The sequence below is a fragment of the Phenylobacterium sp. LjRoot219 genome (assembly GCF_964252995.1).
Classification (GTDB): domain Bacteria; phylum Pseudomonadota; class Alphaproteobacteria; order Caulobacterales; family Caulobacteraceae; genus Phenylobacterium.
Window position 1 is genome coordinate 1,449,231 of record NZ_CAXUQI020000002.1, and the last position, 19,486, is coordinate 1,468,716.

General features: G+C 65.6%; 15 protein-coding genes and 1 pseudogene. 4 read left to right on the forward strand and 12 right to left on the reverse strand.

Translation table 11 applies throughout. The features are described 5' to 3' along the window. Window positions 1–82 precede the first annotated feature (82 nt). The 10 genes and pseudogenes from ACSQ14_RS24745 to ACSQ14_RS24790 form a co-directional block, all read right to left on the reverse strand. Window positions 83–259, reverse strand: a pseudogene (locus ACSQ14_RS24745) (Tn3 family transposase); the annotation flags it as partial. Between the two features lie 474 nt (window positions 260–733). Continuing rightward, complete coding sequence (locus ACSQ14_RS24750) at window positions 734–1,504, reverse strand: SDR family NAD(P)-dependent oxidoreductase (protein WP_436017550.1); 771 nt, start codon at window positions 1,502–1,504, stop codon at window positions 734–736. Then, window positions 1,501–2,562, reverse strand: coding sequence for an LLM class flavin-dependent oxidoreductase (locus tag ACSQ14_RS24755; protein ID WP_436017552.1), 1,062 nt, complete (start codon window positions 2,560–2,562; stop codon window positions 1,501–1,503). The genes ACSQ14_RS24750 and ACSQ14_RS24755 overlap by 4 nt, the downstream gene beginning before the upstream one ends. Beyond that, window positions 2,559–3,299 carry an SDR family NAD(P)-dependent oxidoreductase gene (locus tag ACSQ14_RS24760; RefSeq protein ID WP_436017554.1) on the reverse strand — a complete coding sequence of 247 codons (741 nt, stop codon included), beginning with the start codon at window positions 3,297–3,299 and terminating at the stop codon, window positions 2,559–2,561. The genes ACSQ14_RS24755 and ACSQ14_RS24760 overlap by 4 nt, the downstream gene beginning before the upstream one ends. Beyond that, window positions 3,296–3,589 carry a muconolactone Delta-isomerase gene (locus tag ACSQ14_RS24765; RefSeq protein WP_436017556.1) on the reverse strand — a complete coding sequence of 98 codons (294 nt, stop codon included), beginning with the start codon at window positions 3,587–3,589 and terminating at the stop codon, window positions 3,296–3,298. The genes ACSQ14_RS24760 and ACSQ14_RS24765 overlap by 4 nt, the downstream gene beginning before the upstream one ends. Next, window positions 3,586–4,083 carry a VOC family protein gene (locus tag ACSQ14_RS24770; RefSeq protein WP_436017558.1) on the reverse strand — a complete coding sequence of 166 codons (498 nt, stop codon included), beginning with the start codon at window positions 4,081–4,083 and terminating at the stop codon, window positions 3,586–3,588. The genes ACSQ14_RS24765 and ACSQ14_RS24770 overlap by 4 nt, the downstream gene beginning before the upstream one ends. Window positions 4,084–4,092: 9 nt before the next feature. Next, on the reverse strand, window positions 4,093–4,863 hold the full coding sequence (locus tag ACSQ14_RS24775) for an IclR family transcriptional regulator (RefSeq protein WP_436017560.1): 771 nt from the start codon (window positions 4,861–4,863) through the stop codon (window positions 4,093–4,095). A 130-nt stretch (window positions 4,864–4,993) separates the two neighbouring features. Then, entirely contained in the window at window positions 4,994–5,884 is an 891-nt protein-coding gene (locus ACSQ14_RS24780) for an amidohydrolase family protein (protein WP_436017562.1), read from the reverse strand. Next, a complete protein-coding gene (locus ACSQ14_RS24785) occupies window positions 5,885–7,063 on the reverse strand; it encodes an SDR family oxidoreductase (protein WP_436017564.1) in 1,179 nt (392 codons plus the stop codon). A 108-nt stretch (window positions 7,064–7,171) separates the two neighbouring features. Continuing rightward, on the reverse strand, window positions 7,172–9,325 hold the full coding sequence (locus tag ACSQ14_RS24790) for an alpha-L-fucosidase (protein ID WP_436017566.1): 2,154 nt from the start codon (window positions 9,323–9,325) through the stop codon (window positions 7,172–7,174). Window positions 9,326–9,696: 371 nt separating this feature from the next. Between ACSQ14_RS24790 and ACSQ14_RS24795 the strand changes: the two genes are divergently transcribed. Continuing rightward, window positions 9,697–11,679: an alpha-ketoacid dehydrogenase subunit alpha/beta gene (locus ACSQ14_RS24795; RefSeq protein ID WP_436017568.1), complete on the forward strand. Its 1,983-nt coding sequence runs from the start codon at window positions 9,697–9,699 to the stop codon at window positions 11,677–11,679. 362 nt (window positions 11,680–12,041) lie between these two features. After that, on the forward strand, window positions 12,042–14,504 hold the full coding sequence (locus ACSQ14_RS24800; RefSeq protein ID WP_436017570.1) for a TonB-dependent receptor: 2,463 nt from the start codon (window positions 12,042–12,044) through the stop codon (window positions 14,502–14,504). Window positions 14,505–14,698: 194 nt separating this feature from the next. Here ACSQ14_RS24800 and ACSQ14_RS24805 read toward each other — a convergent pair whose 3' ends face one another. Beyond that, complete coding sequence (locus ACSQ14_RS24805) at window positions 14,699–14,833, reverse strand: hypothetical protein (protein WP_436017572.1); 135 nt, start codon at window positions 14,831–14,833, stop codon at window positions 14,699–14,701. A gap of 304 nt (window positions 14,834–15,137) precedes the next feature. On the opposite strand from ACSQ14_RS24805, the gene ACSQ14_RS24810 reads away from it, so the two are divergent. Both ACSQ14_RS24810 and ACSQ14_RS24815 read left to right on the forward strand, forming a co-directional pair. Further along, window positions 15,138–16,115 carry a hypothetical protein gene (locus ACSQ14_RS24810; protein WP_436017574.1) on the forward strand — a complete coding sequence of 326 codons (978 nt, stop codon included), beginning with the start codon at window positions 15,138–15,140 and terminating at the stop codon, window positions 16,113–16,115. Further along, window positions 16,115–18,220 carry a PDZ domain-containing protein gene (locus tag ACSQ14_RS24815; protein ID WP_436017576.1) on the forward strand — a complete coding sequence of 702 codons (2,106 nt, stop codon included), beginning with the start codon at window positions 16,115–16,117 and terminating at the stop codon, window positions 18,218–18,220. Before ACSQ14_RS24810 ends, ACSQ14_RS24815 begins: the two co-directional genes overlap by 1 nt. Window positions 18,221–18,363: 143 nt before the next feature. Here ACSQ14_RS24815 and ACSQ14_RS24820 read toward each other — a convergent pair whose 3' ends face one another. After that, window positions 18,364–19,131 (reverse strand): SDR family NAD(P)-dependent oxidoreductase, encoded by a 768-nt coding sequence (locus tag ACSQ14_RS24820; RefSeq protein WP_436017578.1) that lies wholly within the window; start codon window positions 19,129–19,131, stop codon window positions 18,364–18,366. Between the last annotated feature and the right edge of the window lie 355 nt (window positions 19,132–19,486).

Sequence of the window (19,486 nt, forward strand, 5' to 3'; positions counted from 1 at the left end):
GGTCGGCGGATCAGGTGGAGGGCAGCGCGATATTTGCTCGCTAAACAACGCTAAGGTCGAACGTAACCAGAACTCGTGCACCTCAGGCCACTCCACGCGCGCGGCGACCGAGAACCAGTTCTCTGCGCCCGGTCGGTAACGCCGCGGCGCGATCCCAGAGGAAGTCGCCCGAGAAGGCGATGTGCTCCCAGCCGACCGGCGAGGTGTGGGCGAGGAGTTCGTCGGGAGCCGTCTCACCCGATGCGCGCAGGTGGGCGAGCTCAGCGCTGGCACCCTAACGCTCAGGGGACGACTCGGAGCGCCCGCTTTCAGCAGTTGCTAAACTCCGATTTCCATCCATGTCGGGCGTTGGGGAGGTCCGCTTGCCTTGTCGGCAGACCGCCGATGGGGAAGAACGACCCTTGAGGCGCACTCGCACACTCCGCTCCCGCCTGTGACGCCTCAGGGTTTCTGACCCCGTAGGTGTCCCAGAGCTGCCTCAGGGTTGTTGTCCGAAGCGGTCAGAGTTGATCTCTCGCCCCGCGGCGTCCGGAGCCGGCTCTGGCTCGTGGCGACCGGCGACGCTAGCAAGCGGAACTTCTCGACTTCGGCAACGGGTGGGCTCGCCTCATCGCCCGCCATCCGGTCCCCTGCCCTCGTTGCACTTCACACCGACGGAAACCTTCAGATCCAGCCCAGCAAGCGGTACCCATTTGTGCTCTCCTGAGCAGCCCAAGGCAGCGGCCGCCAATTGTCAGGATAGATTTCGGGGCGGCGGTCGGAAATCGAAGCTGGCGAGCAGGCCGGCATCCACGGTGAGGGCTGCGCCGTTGATCCCGCTGGCGGCGTCGGTCAGCAGGAAATGGATCGCATTGGCGACTTCGGTCGGCTCGAGAATGCGCCCGCGGGGGTGGCGGCCGGCCTTTTCCCGCAAGAACGCGGCTGGGTCGGGCGCGGCGTCGACATGCCGCCGGAAAAAGGGCGTGTCGACAGCGCCAGGGCACACGCAGTTGGCGCGGACGCCATCTAGCGCGTGGTCGATGGCGACGCTGCGGGTGAGTTGAAGGAGCGCGCCCTTGGACGTGTTGTAGGCGGCGAGGTTCTGCTCTGCGACGAGGGCGTCGACGCTGGCGACTGTGACGATCGCGCCGCCGCCTCGCTCGATCATGGTCGGCAGGCAGGCGCGAAGGGCGTGGTAGGCGCCCAAGACGTTGACTTCGAGGACTCCGCGGAGGTCCGCCTCGGAAACGTCCAGGATCGTGCCGACGATCAGGCGCGCGGCGTTGATGACCAGCTTGGTGGGCGCCCCGCCGAGCTCCGCGCACGCTTCGCGTACGGCGGTCCAGGTGCTTGCGGCCGCGGCATCGCCGGTGATCCTCGTGACAGCACGGCCTGGGTCCGCCTCCGGCCAGGCGAGGTCGACCGCGACGACGGGTATGTGCTGGGCGCGCAGGATTGCGACGGTCGCCTCGCCTATTCCGGACGCGCCACCGGTGACGACGGCGATTTCGGTGGTAGGGGTCATGAGCGCCCAGCCTCGAGTGTCGGGACGACGGACTCCGCAAGCAGGCGCATCGAGGTGAAGTCCGGAAAATCCATGAACCAGCAGATCACTTCGGTGATGCCCAATTCGCTATACGCGCGCAGCTTTGCTGCGACCTCGTCGGGCGTTCCGATGAGGAACTCATCATAGAGACTGTCCCGCGACCGCTGACCGTCAAGGTGCGGATTGCCCTGTTTCACAAATTCCACGACATCGGTCATCGCCTCGCCGCTCGGATAGCGTCGGGACAGCTCGTCGAAGCGAGCGAAGAGCCGCTCGGCGTCTGCGGCGTCCTCGTAGACCAAGACCTGGGTTTCGAGCGTCTTGGCCAGCGTCCGCGGGTCGCGTCCCCGTTCGGCGCAGGCGTGATCGACGCGCGCAATCTTCTCCGCGAGGACGTCGAGGCCCGCGGGCATTGAGTTCCAAACGTCGGCGTGGCGTGCGATCAGGTCCAGCGTCGGCTCGTCGAACGCCTCTCCGATCCAGACTCTGGGCCCGTTTCGCCCGACGGGCGGTGGCGTACAGATGGCCCCTTCGATGTCATAGAAGTCGCCCTTATGCGTCGTCGGCTCTCCGCTCCAGAGGGCCCGCATCAGGACCAGGGCTTCCTCGACTTGGGCGACCCGCTTCGCGCGGTCTGGCTCCCATTCGAAGCCGTAGGCCGTATGCTCCCGCCCGCGCCAGCCCGGGTCGATGAAGAGCTCGAACCTTCCGTCCGAAAGGAAGTCCAAGGTCGCGATCATCTTGGCCGCGAGCGGCGCGGGCCGGAATCCGTTGCCGAGATGGATCGGGCCCAGGCGCATTCGCGACGTGCAGCCGGCCAAATAGGCGAGCGTCGTCCAGCCCTCGAGAATGGCGCCGTCGCGGCCGAGAAACATGTGGTCGGCGACCCAGAGCGAGTCGTAGCCGAGCCGTTCGGCTTCGCGCACTCCGGCAACTACGGCGGCCCTGTCCAGCTTCTCGAAGTTTGGAGTCCTGAAATCCGCCACCCCTGGATTTGCGAAGATGGGCGCAGCGAATCCGAGCTGCATTGCTTTCATTGCATGAAGCTTCCGCCATTCACGTTGATTGTCTGGCCGGTCACGTAGCTCGACCGCTCGGAGGCGAGGAACGCTATGACGGACGCGAGTTCCTCAGGCCTGGCGAACCTTCCCAAGGGGATGGTGTCGATCATCCGCCGCTGCTGTTCGGCCGTATAGGCGGCCGCCACCATCGGGGTCTCGACGACGCCAGGCGCTACGCAATTGACCCGGATTCCGTCGCGCGCGTGCTGGTTTGCTAGAACCATCGTCAGCCCAATCACTCCAGCCTTCGACGCCACGTAGTCTGGGGCGCTGTAGTATGATTTCGTCCGCCCGGACTGCGAGGCCAGATTTACGATCGCGCCGCCGCCGAGGCGTGCCATGACCGGAATGACTGCCTTGCAGGCCAGGAACACACCCTTGAGGTTTACCTGGACGAGTTGGTCCCAATCCTGCTCGGAGATTTCATTGATCGTCCCCAGATGAAGAATTCCGGCTGCATTCACCAAAATGCGGAGCCGCCCCGCCTGCTCCAAGTCGGCGACCGCAGCGATCAGGGCCGAGGCGTCGCTGACGTCGCCCGGATAGGTGCGCGCTCGCCAGCCGCCTTGGCCCAGCCGGCTTCTGGCGGCGGCCAACGCCTCAGCATTTTGGTCGAAGAGCGCAAGTTCATAGCCCTCGGCGGCCAGCACCTCCGCCGTCGCCAATCCAATGCCGCTGGCGCCTCCGACGATCAGCGCGAAATCTCGAGTCATGCAGCAATCTCCTCGACTGGGTGCGGCGCCAGCGGAGTGACCTCGAGCCGCATCCACGGATAGAGCGGCAGCGAGGTGATCTTCTCGTGCAACTCAGCGGTGGAGCTCGTCACCCAGATCCCGACGTTCGCCGGCCGCCCCGGCAGCCGCCAGATTCGCAAGATGGTCCCCTCCGCCCGGAGTTGCAGCCCGCGTTCCAGCTCGTCCGCAACGAGTTTCGCTTTGCGGTCGGCCGGCATCTCCGGCGGCAAGCTGAGAGTGATCTGAACGAGGTGCTCTTGCCGACTCATCCGGCCGGATCCAGGCATAACCCGGCCATGCGCTCGGGGGAGAACTGCAGCAGCTCCAGGGTTATTCCGTCAGGGTCACGCAGATAGCAGGCCCAACCGCCCTTGTTTGCGCCCTCGGTGATTTCGACCGGCGGGTTCCGAAACGCCACGCCCTGCTCCTGCATCCGCGCATATCGGCTGTGAATATCGGTGACGATGAGCGCCAAGTGCGCGACGCCGACCTGACTGGTCGGCAGCGCCGATGGCGCCGCACCCCGCTCGGTCACGTATTGGACAAGCTCCAGCATATGCGTCGAATAGGCGGGTGTGACTCCGGGGACTTTGAACTGCGCGATCTCCAGAATCGCGCCCGGTATTCCCACAAGCTTCTGAGTATAGGCGTTCTCCTGTCGCTGACGATGCACGAGCTCGAGGCCGAGCACCTCCGTGTACCACCTTATCGAGCGGTCGATGTCGCTGATGGTGAAAGAAAAATGGAGTGGGCCAGCGATCATGGATTTGTCCTAAACCGAATATTTCCCGGGGCTTGCGCTCATGGCAGCTTTAGCAAGCACATCCCTATGCTCCTGGAACCTCTGAAGCGGCGCGGATATTGTGAAGCAAGCGACGCACGAGCCGTTTTCGATGATGGGGGCCGAGACGCACCCAACGCCATCAGTAAATTCGCCCTCTTCGACCGAATAGCCTTGCTCCCGAATGGTGGCCAATTGACTCCTCAATTCGCGCTCATCGGTGATCGTCGCTGACGTCAGCGACGTGAGCTTGTGGCTGGAGAGGTAGGCGTCGAGGTCGGGCGGGGTGAGGAACGCGAGCATCAGCTTGCCGGAGGCCCGGGCATGTTCCGCCCCCCGCAGCTCGGTGTGAATCCGTCCGACCCGCACAGCGCTCGATCCTTCGATGGTCGCCAATGCGACCACCTCGCCGTCGCGCCAACTGGACAGGTAGGCGGTCTCACCCGTGCTTTCGGCCAGGCGGCGCAGGGCCGAGAGCATTTGCTCGGACGGTCCGATTTTCGCATAGGCCAGCGACAGAGCCGCGATCTTCGGCCCCAGCCGATAGCGGCGGGCGGAATCGCGGCTGAGCATCCCCTCCGCAAGCAGGGTGTTCAGCAGATGGTAGGCTGTCGGCAAGGGCAGATCGACCGCGGCCGCCGCCTGGGCCGCCGTGAGCCCGTCGCTATCGGCGATGCTCAGCAGCAGGTGCGTGGCCTTCACCACTGAACGGACGGTCTGGTGGCGGGGGATTTCACTCCCGCGACCCTGGTCGCTCGCCATTCAACTCTCACATTCTAAACGTTACACTCATAATATGAGACTCATAATTCAGCCCTGTTCGGAGGTCAAGCGTGCCGGAGCGGGCGGATCGTCACGCCGGTCAAAACTAACCTGGCCCGACGAGTCCCCTTCAGGTCACGCGGTAGAAGCGAGCTGCCGTGGCCGAGAACATCTGCGCCCTTTCAGCGTCGCTGAAGTGCGCGGTGACCTCGTCATAAGCGCGCCAGACGTCCCGGTATGACGAATTCATTCGCTCGACGGGATAGTCGCTTCCGAACATGCATCGCGACGGCCCGAACAAGTCTATGCATTCCCTGAGGACAGGGGCGATCTTGTTAATCGTCCACTGCGGCCCGGCGAAGCGCATCGCGGACAACTTCAACACCGACCACGGAATCTCGCGTGCGAACCGGGCCATGCCCCGCCGCCAGACCTCCATTCCCTCAGGGTCTTCGACCAGCGGAAGCCCGGTGTGCTCGAGCACCACCTGTAGTTCGGGGAGGTCGGCGAAGAGGTCCGCGGCCTGCTCGAGTTGATGAGGCCAAACCATCAAGTCGAAGCTCAGCCCGCGTCTTTCGAGTTCGCGCAATCCGGCGATCCAATTCGGATCCAGCAGGAAGTTCGTCGTCGGCAGATCGGCGCGGTTCGATTTTGGATCGTACCACGCCTCCTGACGGATTCCGCGAAACAGCGGATAGTGGGCATGCCGATCCAAGGTCTCGCCCAGGCTCGGCGCACGTAGATCCGCGTACCCGACACAGACCGTGGGCGCTCCCGTGCCGGGGTCATCCCTCAGGCTTTGCAGCCAGGCCGTTTCGCCCACAGGGTCGGCTGCGTGATCAACCTCGGCCTGGAGATGCACGGTGCCCAGCACCGGCATGTCCTTGGCGTCCATTCGCCAATGCGAAGGCAGGTAGTCACGCGCCAGCCAACTGACCTCGGGCGATTCCAGCCAGGGATACCTGAAGCGCCTCAAGTCCCAAAAGTGCACGTGAGCGTCTATGAACGTCGGTAAGGCCACTTAGGAGCTGAACTCGTAGCTCATCAGCCCGTCCGGGCTCATGGACATCAAGCCGCCGTCGACAGGCAGATCGGCGCCGTTCACATAGGAGGCTTCATCAGAAGCCAGGAACGCGATGGCCGCCGCGACTTCGTGGGGGTCGCAACAGCGGCGCATGGGGCATGCGGATCCCCAGACAGGGTCCCACCTCACGCGGTCGCCCCCGGCGCTGCGGTCGAGCACCTCCGTCCAGACGTATCCGGGGCTGACGGAGTTGGCTCGGATCCGGCGCGGCGCCAAGTCCAGGGCCTGGCACTTCGTCATCGCCAGGACGCCGCCCTTGCTGGCATTGTACGTCCAGCGGTTTGAGCCTGACCTGTGGGCGGAGATGCTAGCGACGTTCACGATCGCGCCGCGCCCGCTTCGTTCGAGCGCCTCGACGGCTTGCGAAACCAGCTGGGCCGGCGCGATCAGGTTGACGTCGATCGTGCGGCGCCACTGATGTGTCGCCGCGCCGACGCCGCCCATGAGGAATACGGCCGCATTGTTGACGAGGACGTCGAGGACGCCCCGCGACCCCGACGCCGCCGCCACAATCCGGCGCTGAGTTTCGGGCTCGGTGATGTCGCCGACGATCTCTGCATAGCGCGACGACCACTGCCTCACGTATGCGCGTTGACGCGCCAAGCCCTCTTCGTTGAGATCGACGCCCGTAACGGTCGCCCCATCGGCGAGAAACTGCCTCACCGTCGCGGCGCCAATGCCGCTCCCCGCGCCGGTGACCAGGACGCGGCGTCCGGCAAATCGGTCTGCGCGCGCGACCTGCGTAGCCGGGGCCGGCGCCCGCGTCAGGGGCGTGGGATCGTCGTAATGCTTCAATGAGCGGATTAGACCGCTCTCTATCCGCATGATGTTGACGCCGCTGAGCGGATAGCTGCGGCCGGCGGGGTCCGAGAAGACCGCATGCCATTCGATGGCCGCCTCCTCCGGACCACCAAAGGCGCGGCCGACCTCGACCGTGAGCCCAGGAAACTTCTTGGCGCTGTCCGCGTAAAATTCGCGGATCGGCGCCTTGCCCTTCAGCCGCGTCGTCGCACTGGCCCAATCCGCATCATCCGTGAAAAACGACATGATGCGATCGAGGTCTCGCGAAGCTTCAGCGTTCCAGTATTCCCGTGCGATGTCGATAATTGAGGTCATCTTCGCCCTCTCTCGAAGGGGCCGTGCATCGGCAAACTCGTTCCATGGCGAGTGACAGTCGGCCGCCCAGGTCAGAAAGCCGCCGACCGACTGCCGTCACCGCGAATTTCAGGTGTATTCCGCGCTCAACATCTCGAAGAGCGCGAGCGGCGGAAGCTCCGCGACCAGGCGACCGTCGGCGCCGCTGGTGAACTCAATCGGCTCGCGTCCGGGCAGCCGGCGCAGGCCGGTGAAGGTCTTCCCCTCCGGCGGCGCGAGCCGAAGCGTGATTCCGGGGACCGGCAGCGGAGCGCCGCCAGACTGGTGATTGAGCAGGTTCACCCGAAGCCGCCGCTGCTCCGGCTCATGGAAGGCCGCGACCCACACGTTCGGGTGTGCATCCGCTTCGAAGGTGGCCGGCCGATCCAGCAAGCCGCGTACGATCTCCGCGAAGAGGCTCTGCGCGGCGGCCGTGTCCACGTTGGGAGCCGTGGCCTCGATGTCGCAGGCGGAATAGACGACGCGGCCGGCGCCATAGGCGTGTTCCACGATCATGGCCCGATCGGTGTCCCTCCACGGCGGCGCGGTGAAAATGGAAGCCCATCCCTCGGTCCGGACGCCGCGGCCAAGCCCGTAAGGCTCGGTCAGCCGGGCCAAGGGAACCGCCTCGCTGTCCGTATTGACGAGCAGGGCCGTGAGGCTGGACGGCCACGGCGTGAACCCCGTGGTCACCGAGCCGTGCGGGACGAGCGCTGCAGGAGCCACGGCCGCCCGGATGTCCGCTCGGTCCGGCCTCAGGTAGGAAACGACGGCCGGTTGCGGCGCTTCGAAGTGACAGCCGAACACATCGGCCAGGGCGAAGTCGTCGTGCCTGACTCCGGCGACATCCACGAGCGAGGTGTAGCCGCTGGCATAGAGCCGCCCGCCGCGCTCGACAAAGCGCCGGAACGCGGCGACCTCCTCCTTGTCCATCCGGAGCACATTGGGCAGCACGATCACCGCGAATTCGTCGAGGACGTCGAGATCCGCGCGCGTGATCACGCCTGTCGGCAGGTGCGCCCGCTGCAGCGCCGCACACGCGCCCCATACCGCGGCGATGTGATCCGAGGGCCGCGAGATCTCTGCGGCCAGGTCCCTCTGGATTTGGGAGATCGGCGTGCCGTTCTCCTTGAAGTCCACGTTAGCGGCGGGGCTGTAGTAGACGCCGATGTCTGCGACGGGACGGCCGCCCACCAGGTCCTCGTACGGCTTCATCGAGGCAAAGACCTGCGCTAGGCGATCGTAAGTCGGAGGATAGATTTTTCCGTCCGGCAGGACGCCGTCGATGGCCATGAACTGCCCGCCCAGCACCGTGGCGACCATTGTGTGTTCCTGCTGTTCGGCAAGGCTCGGGACCTTTACGGCGCCGCTCACGTACCCCGCCCCCGCGTGCATGTACTGCCAGCTTGTCGGAGAAAGCCGGCTGGCCAGCTGGCCGAACGCATAGAGGCCGCCGCCGGGCACGGCATCGCCGCCAAGGAGGTCGTTGCTCTGCGCGAGCTGGAGACTCGTTCCGGAACACCAGCTGGAATAAATGAGGCCGCTGTTGTTGAAGACCGGGATGGCGCGATGCGTCTTGACGCCGTCCACCAGGTTGGCGAACTGCTCGGTGAGCCAACGCTCGCGAGCGGCCTGGAACCGGCACCAGTCCGGCGAATACCAATCGACCGTCTCCGGCAGTTCCTGGCCCGTCTCCGCCCGGAACCGGTCGCGGCAGTTGCCACAGACGCATACGCCCGGCCAGAACATCATGTCGAAGAAGAAGGCGTCGAACTCGTATGCCTGGGCAATCTCCTCGACTTGGGCGCGCGCGAAGTCCCGGAACCCGCCGCTCGCGGGACAGCAGATCCCGGCGCGGGAGTAATCGCCGAACTGGAAGGACGGCGCGGCGAGCTGGATTCGCCACGAGGGATTGTTCTCGAAAGCCCAGTTGTTGAAGTTGACGCTATAGTAGGCGCAAGCCGCGATCCCGCGCGCGTGCAGCGCCTGGACCGTCTCGCCAACGACATCTCTTCCTGCGAGTCCGGAATGCATCTGTCCGACCTTCGTTGGCCAGTTCGCTAGGCCGGTCATGGAGTTGCAGTAGACCATCACGGAGTCCGCGCCCGCCCGCGCGCACAGCTCCACATTCGCGGCCGGATCGAAGTTGCGGAGAAAGCCCGCATCAAAATCCGGGATGTGCATGTCGAGAAGAATGTGCCGCTGACGGCGCAGGTAGTTGATGACTGGCATAGCTGCGTTCATGACCGGGTTCCTAATCACCTGTTTGACGACACTTTTGGCGCTGCCTTGAGCGCATCGCGCTGCGAAGGCAGGTCTTCGCGGGACTGAAACTGCTCACGGGGATCGCTCCTTGGTGTCCACGCGCCGTGCGCGCCGGCCAAGCGGGGATCGAAGGCCTTCCAAGGCTTATCGCCCCGGACCGCCGCCGCAGCGGCCCACGCAATGCGCAACGGCGGACACATCGGCTTGCACCCCACCCCTCGTTCGCAAGGCGCCTCGCCCCGCTGGTGACCACGCGCCTGTCTGACTATCACAATATGATAGTGAAGTTCATATCTTGAAAGTTCTAATTGGGCCGTGTTATCCGGTCAAGCGCAACAGAGGAGGCCGGCGTGGCCCAATCCATGGATATCGCCGCTTGCGATCTGAGACCGCTGGACGCCTACCAACGGATGTTTGCGATCAGGACTTTCGAGCAGCACTGTCTCGAGTTGAGCCAAGAGACGATCGCCGGATCAGTACATCTGTGTGGTGGGCAGGAGGCGATCCCGGTCGGCGCACGAGCGGCGCTTCGGAAGGAAGACCGAGTCGTCGCCACCTACCGGGGCCATGGCTGGGCTATCGAGTGGGGCGTTCCCCTCGTGGACCTTCTCGCCGAGATCTGCCAGCGGGCTGGCGGAGTAAATGGAGGTCGTGCGGGCAGCCCGTATCTGATGGCGCCCGAGTACGGATTCATCGGCGAAAACTCGATCGTCGGGGCCGGTGTGCCGATTGCCGCTGGCGTCGCCATGGCCGCACAGGCCGCAAGCAACGGCCGCGTGTGCCTCGTCGCAATTGGCGACGGAGCGACGAACCAGGGAGCCGTGCACGAAGCGCTGAACTTCGCCGCGGTTCGCAATCTCCCGCTGATCATCGTGGTCGAGAACAACGAATGGTCAGAGATGACGCCGATCTCAGCGACGGCGAATCTCCCAAACCTGTCTGACCGCGCAGCTGCTTACGGCATTCCAGGTCTCACCATCGACGGCAATGATCCCTTCGCGGTTTGCGCCGCCGTCCGCGATGCCGCGGAACGAGCGCGCTCTGGCGGCGGCCCAACGCTCATTGAAGCGAAAACCGTACGGCTGATGGGGCACTACAACCGGGACTACGAACACTATCGCTCCAAGGCGGAAGTAGCGCGCTCCGCGGAACGCGATCCACTGCCCCGGCTTCGCGGCCAACTCATTGCGGGCGGGCTGGCCGATACGGACCTGTGCCGGATCGAAAGCCAGATCGCCAAACATTTGGAAGGAGTCGTGGCGCGCGTTTTGGCGATGCCCGGCCCAGATCCGGCTACGGCGCGCGAGCACGTCACGGCTCGCATCGAACCAGCCGTAATCGCGAAAGTCGCTACGCGCGATATGCCGTACTGGCAGGCGGTGAACGAGGCTCTCCGCGCCGAACTGATCGCCCATCCTGAGACCGTCCTGTATGGGGAGGACGTCGGCATCCCCGGAGGAATCTTCGGGTGCACCAGGGGGCTTCAAAAGGAATTCGGTCCAGAGCGGGTGTTCGACACGCCGATCTCGGAGAGCGCGATTCTCGGCTCTGCCGTTGGCGCGGCAATGGAGGGCATGCGCCCGATCGTTGAGATCATGTGGGCCGACTTTCTCTTGGTCGCCCTGGACCCGCTCATCAATCAAGCGGCCAACATTCGGTACATCAGTCGCGGCGACCGCTCTGCGCCACTCGTAGTTCGGACGCAGCAAGGCGTCACCCCCGGCTCGTGCGCCCAACATTCGCAAAGCCTAGAGGCGCTGCTCGCCCACATCCCGGGACTTCGCGTCGGCCTGCCAGCTTATCCCGACGACGCGTACAGCATGCTACGCGCGGCGATTAATGATCCGGACCCGGTCATCATCATCGAGGCGCGCAGCCTTTACCAGCTAAGGGGGGAGGTGACGCTCCTCGGCTCCGCACCTGCGATCGGCGACGCAGCCCTGCGCCGCCATGGTAGCGATCTGGCGATTATTACTTGGGGCGCGACCTGCCACAAAGTGGAAGAAGCCGCGAGTCAACTTGCAGGCGAGGGCATTGAAGCCTCCGTGCTCGATCTGCGCTGGCTGTCACCGCTTGACCACGCTGCGATTTCCGAAGCGATAGCCGTCAGCGGCGGGCGCGTGCTCGTTGTCCACGAGGCAAACCTGACCGGCGGCTTTGGCGCGGAAATCGCCGCGCTGATTACCGAACAGCATTTCTCCGAACTGCGCGCGCCGGTCGTACGGATCGCGACTCCGGACGTGCGTATTCCAGCGTCACCTGCATTGCAGAACGCCCTCATTCCGCAATGCGCTCAAATCGTCGAGGCGGCCCGCCTGCTGATGCGTCGATGACGGATCGCAGGTGCACGCGCAGCCCGGAAGGGCCGTCATGGAGCCACCCCCATTGAGCTCGGCACAGCAGAGGGTCTGCTGGAAGCGCGCTTTAGCCAGGTACCGCTGGGAGCGCGCTGGAGTTTTTTTAAAAGCATAGCCAGGAATTCTGAGGTGTTCACTGACGTGCATATGTCCGGTGAACTCGACGAAATCGATCTAGCTCTGCTCGCACGATAACAGCACCCGCAAGCGAAGGTGATCGACACGCGGCAGGAGCCTCGCAGCTTCAAGAAATACTCGTCACCGCGCGCAAGCGGCAGGAATTGATCCTGAGCGTGCCGGTGGCTTCTTAAGTCATCAAAAAAACCGGGGAGGCTAACATGAGAACAATCCTTACCGCGGCGCTCGCGGGCGTGAGCATGCTCGCGATCGCTTCGACGTCAGCAGCTCAGACTGCGGCGGCGGCCGATACCAGCGCGTCGGCCGACGGGAACACGCTTGGAGAGATCGTGGTGACCGCCCGACGGAGGTCAGAAAGCCTGCAAGAAGTTCCGCAGGTCGTAAATGCGGTCACCTCGGACACGCTCTCCAAGCTGAACATCCAGCGCTTCGACGATGTGCAGGCTGTGGTGCCCGGCTTGTCGCTCGCCAGCAGTGGAGCTCTTTCATCCGGGGCGTCACTGCGCGGCGTCACGTTTGATGTCAATTCCGCAGCCCCGCCTACCGTCGCCATGTACATGAACGACGCGCCGGTCGAGACGAACTTCCTGTTCCAGTCGATGTTCGACGTCGGCCAGATTGAGGTTCTGCGCGGTCCGCAGGGCACGACACGCGGCATCGCCGCGCCGTCAGGAGCCATCACGCTCACGACCCGAAGGGCGTCTCTCTCGGATTTCGGCGGTTACGGAAGCGTGACCCTGAACGATCAGCACGGTCGAAACGTGCAGGGCGCGCTTAACGTTCCGATCATCCGAGACGTTCTCGCCGTGCGGGTCGCCGGTCTGCTCGACCAGGACGACGCCGACGGGGTGAACAGTATTCGCAGCGGCATCTCCCCCCGCAGCGTGACCAACGCCTTCCGCACGAGCGTCAGCTACGAGCCCAACGACGCGATCAATGCCAACCTCATGTGGCAGCACCTGGACAAGAAGGTCACCAGCTTTGCCCAGGTGACCGGCTCTGGCAGCGCGCGAAACCCCGCTATTACTCCGCGCGACCGCGTCGGCGTTCAGGACCAGGCGAGCGACTATCGACAACATATGGACGTCGTCACCGCTCAGATAGATTCCCGCATCTTCGGCCAACATCTGAGCTACGTCGGCTCCTACAACTATATGAACCTCAGCTCGAGGTCGGCGCTTGACGTGGGTGATGTGGTCGCGGGTGTGGAGATCTTACAGCGGATGAATACGCGCAGTTCGAACACCACTCACGAGATTCGGTTGGCGTCAGACCCGGCGCCCGGCCGCGTATTCGACTATACGGTCGGCGCCTACTACGCGTGGGGCGATGTGCACGCGATCCTCAGCCAGCCTGGGACATTCCTGCCTGGAGCCTTTGGGCCGCCAGGAGGGTTCAATCCAGCGCAGTTTAACGAACGTTATCAGGTGCCGACGCGAGTTGAACTGCCCGGCCTCACTCAGCAGACGTCATTTTTCGGCAATCTGACAGCGCACCTGGGGCCGAATACCGAGCTGAGCGCGGGCGTGCGCCACATCACCTATATCGACAAGAAAGGCACAACGCTCTCCACCGGAACTGGTGCAATTGCCATCGCATTGCCGGTTCCAGTCCCCTGCTCACTGGCCGGATTGGCCGCCAGCCCTTATTCGGGCTTCTGCGAAGCGCCCATCCCGGGCGCAACTCTCCAGAACCTCGCAGGGAGAGAAAAGTACCAGCCGACAATTTACACCGTTTCGCTCTCGCACCGCTTCAGTCCCGACATGCTGGTTTACGCCAACCACGGCACGTCCTGGCGTCCCGGGGCGACGCAGATCGGCATCTTCAACGCCGAGATCGACCCGGCTCTCGGGTCAGTCATTTTCCTGCGTCCGGAGACCTCCCGGTCTTACGAAATTGGTCTGAAGTCCACTCTGCTTGAGGGGCGGGCCCGTCTGAACGTCGCGCTCTTCCGGCAGACTTTTAACAACCTCATCTTCCGGACCGCGCCCGTGCCGTACCTAAGCACGAACGGCTCATCCGCAAGCGTCTCCACCACCAACATCACCACGAATGCTGACGCGGTCATTGAAGGCATCGACATCGACACGGCTTTCCAGATCACCCGCAACTGGAGCATCACGGCAGCCTTGAGCTACGCCGACGGACGGGTCGACAACGACCCCATTCCTTGCCGAGACGCCAACTTTGATGGCGTGCCGGACGCCGGCTCGCCCACCGTTGCAGATTTCCGCGCAGCGGGCACGGCGCTGGCCTTCTGCCAGTCGAATGGCTCGGTGTCACAAAACCCCTTGTGGAACGCGACCATCCAGACGGAATACGTCCACCCGGTCCGGGACAACGTCGACGCCTTCGTGCGCGGGTTGTTCACCTACTATCCAGAGAACGGCCGCCAAACTCCCGCGCTCACCATCGATCCCTATGGCCTTCTGAATCTTTATGCCGGCGTGCGCAGCAACGATGGCGCGTGGGAACTCGCATTCTTCACGAAGAATGCGTTGAATCACGGCCAGATCCTCGATCAGGGGGTCGACCCGCTCCGCACCGGCTCCGTCGAGGGCTTCTTCGGCGCGCAGACCGGCGCGTCCGGCTACACCACCAGTCGATACACGGCCCCGCGTGAGGTCGGCGTCACCATACGCTACGCCTTCGGCTCACGCTGACCTGGAAGCTTCTTCTCGCGTCGGGCGGCGCCCTACGCCCGACGCTCATTCATCCAGCAGGCGCTGTTTGGCTTAGCAGCGCATCTGGTAGCTTGACGACGCCATCGCCTTCCCGAGCGTCGGCAGGCGACGCCAGGCGCGCGAGAGGCGCGCCTGGCGTCATACCGGCGGCGCGCCGCGCAGCCGATAGGCCTTCAAAGGCGCCAGACCTGGCGGTCGCTTAGGCCCAGCACGCCGGCCGCGGCGCGCACCGGCTTCTCGCGATCTACATCGCGCAGGATCTCAAACTTCGACAGCTCCGCATTGGGCTGATAGTGGGAAAAAACCACCCTCCCCTGCACTTCGGAAGTTCCGCTAACCGCTCCTGGACCAAGGCTGCGCGCTAGGCTCGAGCAGCGCCAGGAGCGGAAGTCGGAGCGTCTCCTCCCGGAACTTCGAGACAGCCAGCCGGACACCCGAGCGTCGTTGCCCGGAGGCGACCTAACTGGGGCTCCCGGCTACGTCGAGCGCGTGCGCAGCTGGCCCTGATAGTCGCGCTTGCCGATCGGCACGCCCCGGCGCGGAAGCGCAGCTTCACAAGCGCGGCGTACTGCCCTTAAGCTGACCGAGGGGAAGCCGGGGGGGCTTGGCGTGTTGGCAAGGATCATTGGCGTCGCCGTGGCTGCGGCGGCGGTCGGCGAGTCGGCATTTGCGCAGCTCGCCGCCACGACGCCGCCGCAGCCTTGGGCCGAGCAAGTCCAGGTGGGCGTGGACTACCGCGGCGAATTCGGTCCCGACGACCCGCGCATCGTGCTCGGCGACCGGCAGGTGCCGGTCAAATGCACGGTGGTGCCTTCCAACGAGAACGACGGCTTCGACCTCACCATCCGCCAGACGGGCGACAACAAGATCGTCAACCTGGTGAACCTGAGCCTGCAGCTGCAGATCGGGACTGGAAGCTGCACCGACTTCAAGATGATTCGCTTCTCCTGGTACGACCCGTCGGCCCTGCCGATCAGCGACAATGGCCGGGTGCGGTTCTACTCGGGCGGCGGCGGCTATGTGGTGCGGGTGCTCACGGTGGCGCGCGAGCCAGAAAAGGACCCGTTCGTACTCAAGGTGCGCAAGCTCGCCCCAAGCGTGCGCGCCTCGAAGTTCGCCGCGGGCTCCCCCGCTTCTAGCCTGTCAGGGCCGGCCGCGCCGGGGCTGGCGGGCGACACCGTGGAGGCCGCGCGCACCGCCTATCTGCAGATGTGCGGCAAGGGCCAGGAAAAGCTGAGCGCGGCGACCTGCGCCGGCATGCGGCGCGACCTGGACACCGCGGTCGCCGCCCAGACAGCCGCCGCACGGGAGGCGGAGGTGATGGGGGTCTATCGCCAGCTCTGCGCCCCGAGCGCCAGGAAGCTGAGCGAAGACACTTGCGCCTCCATGCTGACCGAGGCGAAGCAGACGCTTGCGGCGGGCCCGCCGCCGCCCGCCGCCGCACCCTCCCGCCGGGCGGAGCAGGCAAGCGCCGCTGCGGAGGTGAGGAGCGCCCACGATGAGCTGTGCGCCCCCGGCGCCCAGCAGGTCAGCGTCGAGACCTGCGCCGCGCTGAAGGCCGACGCGGCGCCGGCCCATAGGAGGCGCTAATGCGAACAGCCCTCGTTCTCGCTGCACTCAGCGCCGTCAGCGCACCCACCTTCGCCCAGGCCTCGGCGGCGGTGAAGATCCGGTCTATCTACGAGCGTCTGTGCACGGGAGATGGCGCCGGCAGCGAGGCCACCTGCGCCGCCCTACGCCTTGACGTCGAGAAGGCCGGCGTGCCCGGCACGGTGGGCTGGACCGGCCTGATGATCGGCATGGCGGACGATGGGGCCAAGGCCGCGCGGGTGTACGCCGTCGATCCTAACGGCCCAGGCGCGTTAGCGGGGATCCGCACCGGCGACCTGCTGGTCTCGGTGGATGGCCAGCCATTCTCGGACGTCCCATCGCTGTCCAAGCACCTGAGCACCTTGCTGGCCCGCCAAGCGATCAGTGTCCGGGTCGTGCGGGGCGACCAGATTCTGGACCTGCCGTTGACGACGAGCGAGCCGCCCAAGCCCAGCCCGAAGCTGAACAGCCAGCGGACGGACCGGGGCCCGCCCTCGCTGATGCAGAAGCTGAACGGACTCAACGGCCTAGCGCTGACCATCGACAAGGTCCGCATCGGCGAGAACTTCTACGGCCTCCTGGAAGAGAGCGACGCCAGCTCGGACTGGGGCAAGCGCGAGGAGTGCGTGGAGCTGACCGACCCCGGCGCCAAGAACTTGTCGGCGTTCGTGACGCCGAACGGGACGCAGATGCGCATCTACGTGATGCAGGGGCAGTGTGCGTATGGCGTCACCGGGAGCACTGTGGCGGGAGCCGACGCGAAGAAGCCGTTCGGGATCAATTTCGCCACCCGGTCAGGAGCCAAGACCTTCTTGATGGTGTCGGGCGCCTCGAGCGGCCAGCCCTACCATCTGGTGATCCGCGAGCAGACGCCGAAGGAGACGTTGGCCTGGCGCGATCAGATCCGCCGGAACCAGATCGCGGCCCAGCAGCAGCGTGAGGCGGAGGAGCGGGCCGCCGCAGAGCGCCGCCAGATGTGGGGCGCGGCCCTGCAGGGGCTAGTCATCGGCGCCACCGGCGCGGAGATGCCGGCCATGCAGGCGGACGGCTCCATGCCCAACATGCTGGACACGTTGAATGCGGCCAACGCGGCGCTGGAGCGGAAGAACGCCGAGGGCGCGGCCAGGCTGAACGAGACCATCGCCAGAGCCCAGGCGCAGGCGGACGTCCAGCGGCGGGACCAGGCTGCCAGGGACGAGGCCGAGGCGCGGGCCAACGCTCAGCAACAGCGCCAGCGCGCAGCCCAGGATCGCCAGGCCGCCACGGTGGCGTTCGGCAACGCGCGCGCTGGCATCGAACAGCGCCTAAGGGAAGCGGCGGCAAAAGGAGACAGCGCGCAGCTCGCCCACTGGCAGAAGGAGCTGAAGGCGAACAACGCGCTCGCCGAACAGTACGGCGTGACGGAAGAGGTCCGGCGGTACGCACAGACCAAGGTCGCCGCACCGCAAGCCTCCGGGCAGGGGCGGCTGGGACAGACCCCCGTGGGCGACTTCCCCGCCCCCATCGCGGCGTCCGCCGGCCAGCCAAAGCCAACGCAACTGGCGCAGCAGCAGCCCAGCCGGGGGCAGGTCTGCTACCAGGGCCGGGTCCTCGGCGCGACGAACATTCCCTGCGAGGAGGCCGCAAACGGCGGCCGCCGGCCCGCAGGCCAGGTATCGTCCAGCAGCGGCGGTGGCGGCGCAGGGCAACGCGGCTCAGGCGGCGGGGGGACCACCTCCGGCGGCGGAACGCCGCCGCGCCCGCCCGGCGGCCAGCCGCCACCCGGGGGCGCCCAGGTGGAGTACGTGCAGCGCCAGGAAGGCGTTACCCTGTGCGAACTCACCGGGCCGCAGGCGCAATTCAAGAACTGGCGCTGTACTGGCCCGCTGCAGATGAACTACGTCAACTTCGAGAAGCCAAACTGGACCTCCGCCATGCTGATGACCTGCGGCGGCAAGGGCCCGGTGCGCGACCTCGGGACCGCCGGAGGCTATCGCGCCTTCGGCTGCGGCCACGCGATCGACCCGGCCTTCCACGCTGACGTGCCGGCGAGGTTCGGCGTCAGCTACGTCCCGGGACGCATCAGCTACCGCTGCCGCAAGGACCGGACGTCCTGCGTGCAATAAGTTCGTGCAGCTTCACGGGGGCGCCAAGTGTGCGAGAAGCACCGCGTAAACGGCAGACCCTTTCCCGAGAAATGCGCCGGGCGCTGCCGTGATGGGCGGCGGCCCGGCCAAAGGTCTGGAGGCCGGGCCACTCGATGCGTCGGTCAGGCCGAACCCATGTAGCGGCCGCCGTTGACGCTGATCGTCTGGCCCGTGATGTAGCTGGCTTCCTCCGACGCAAGGTAGGAGGCGGCGGCGGCGATGTCCTCCACCTGGCCGATCCGCCCGACCGGAAGCGCCGCGCCATAGGCCTCGACGGCCCCTTCCCGCTGCATGACGTCGGCTCCGCGCAGCATGGGGGTGTCAATCGAACCCGGCGGGATCATGTTGACGGTGATCCCGGACTTGCCGAACTCCACCGCCAGCGACTTGGTGAAGCCGAGCAGCCCGCCTTTCGAGGCCGTGTAGTGCGTCTGGGTGGGCGAGCCGGTCTGCACCGAGGACGAGGTGATGTTGATGATCCGCCCCCATTTCGCGGCGATCATGTCCGGGATGATCTCGCGCGTGAGGATGTAGGGGCCGCGCAGATTGACCCGCAGGACGCGGTCGAGGAGCTCGTCGCTGACCTCGAGGAAGGGCGTGAACGGGGCGATACCGGCGTTGTTCACCAGGATCCCGATCGGGCCGAACTTCGCGCGCGTTTCGGCGGCCGCCTTCTCGATCGCGGCGCGATCGGCGCAGTCGGCGGTGATCGCCAGAGACTGGCCGCCGGCGTTGGCGATCAGCTTCGCGGTCTCGGCGGCGCCCTCGCCGTTGATGTCCCAGATGGCGACCGCCGCGCCGTCCGCAGCAAGCCGCACCGCGATGGCCCGGCCCATGCCCGACCCGGCGCCGGTGACGACCGCAACCTTGCCCTTCAGTGAACGCGACATCCGTGTTCCTCCTCGATCCTTCGCTGAGCAGGGACCAATAGAGAGCCGGTCTCAGGCCGCCAAGGTCGGGGAGTTCGCGGGGCGGAATGGCGCTGAGGTCGGGGGGCGCTGCTCTCGCCGCGCACGTCGCCCAATCGTCAATTCGCGCCAGATGCGGAACTTCGAGCGCGCCCCGGAACAGGAACTTCGCGGCGCTTCAAATCGACCGATGCCGTTGAAAAAGGCGGCTGATCTTTCGGCCGCCGGGTAGCGACGAACCTCGCCCGGAGCTCAGGCTGGGCAGGCCTGAGCCCGGGCCGGGATCCGTTTGGCGAGTTTCCGCAGGTTCTGGGCCGTGGCGGCGAGGAGGAACTCG

Excerpts from the sequence above, each read along its gene's own strand:
- ACSQ14_RS24770 (WP_436017558.1), bottom strand. The coding sequence starts at position 4,083 with ATGATCGCTGGCCCACTCCATTTTTCTTTCACCATCAGCGACATCGAC.
- ACSQ14_RS24785 (WP_436017564.1), bottom strand. The coding sequence starts at position 7,063 with ATGACCTCAATTATCGACATCGCACGGGAATACTGGAACGCTGAAGCT.
- ACSQ14_RS24765 (WP_436017556.1), bottom strand. The coding sequence starts at position 3,589 with ATGAGTCGGCAAGAGCACCTCGTTCAGATCACTCTCAGCTTGCCGCCG.
- ACSQ14_RS24760 (WP_436017554.1), bottom strand. The coding sequence starts at position 3,299 with ATGACTCGAGATTTCGCGCTGATCGTCGGAGGCGCCAGCGGCATTGGA.
- ACSQ14_RS24815 (WP_436017576.1), top strand. The coding sequence starts at position 16,115 with ATGCGAACAGCCCTCGTTCTCGCTGCACTCAGCGCCGTCAGCGCACCC.
- ACSQ14_RS24750 (WP_436017550.1), bottom strand. The coding sequence starts at position 1,504 with ATGACCCCTACCACCGAAATCGCCGTCGTCACCGGTGGCGCGTCCGGA.
- ACSQ14_RS24775 (WP_436017560.1), bottom strand. The coding sequence starts at position 4,863 with ATGGCGAGCGACCAGGGTCGCGGGAGTGAAATCCCCCGCCACCAGACC.
- ACSQ14_RS24820 (WP_436017578.1), bottom strand. The coding sequence starts at position 19,131 with ATGTCGCGTTCACTGAAGGGCAAGGTTGCGGTCGTCACCGGCGCCGGG.
- ACSQ14_RS24790 (WP_436017566.1), bottom strand. The coding sequence starts at position 9,325 with ATGAACGCAGCTATGCCAGTCATCAACTACCTGCGCCGTCAGCGGCAC.
- ACSQ14_RS24800 (WP_436017570.1), top strand. The coding sequence starts at position 12,042 with ATGAGAACAATCCTTACCGCGGCGCTCGCGGGCGTGAGCATGCTCGCG.
- ACSQ14_RS24755 (WP_436017552.1), bottom strand. The coding sequence starts at position 2,562 with ATGAAAGCAATGCAGCTCGGATTCGCTGCGCCCATCTTCGCAAATCCA.